Origin of the sequence: Streptomyces sp. SID3343 (genome assembly GCF_009865215.1) — a bacterium.
In the GTDB taxonomy this organism is placed as follows: Bacteria; Actinomycetota; Actinomycetes; order Streptomycetales; family Streptomycetaceae; genus Embleya.
The window spans coordinates 1-233 of the sequence record NZ_WWJX01001112.1 but is presented as its reverse complement, the minus strand read 5'-3'; the positions used below and the strand labels follow the sequence as shown (position 1 = coordinate 233).

Below are 233 nucleotides of genomic sequence, written 5' to 3'. Positions count from 1 at the left end.
GGAGGCCGGCACGCTCGTGCGCCGTCTGGCCGAAGCGATTCCGGGAGCGTTGGCGTCCCAGGGTGAGGAGCAGCAGGCTGCGGGCGCCTCCGCCGCTGTTGCCTCCGCTGTCCGCTCGGCCGTTCTGGCGGAATTCCGTACCCGGGCACAGTTCGCCGGTCGTATCTGCGAGATCGACGCCCGTATATGGGGACAGGAGGGCATCCCGGACGCCATGCGGAGCACCGCTGACG

At 70.4% G+C, this 233-nt stretch carries 1 pseudogene; it reads left to right on the top strand.

The annotated features are described in order from the left end of the window. A pseudogene (locus tag GT354_RS54890) lies at positions 1 to 233 on the top strand (hypothetical protein); the annotation flags it as partial.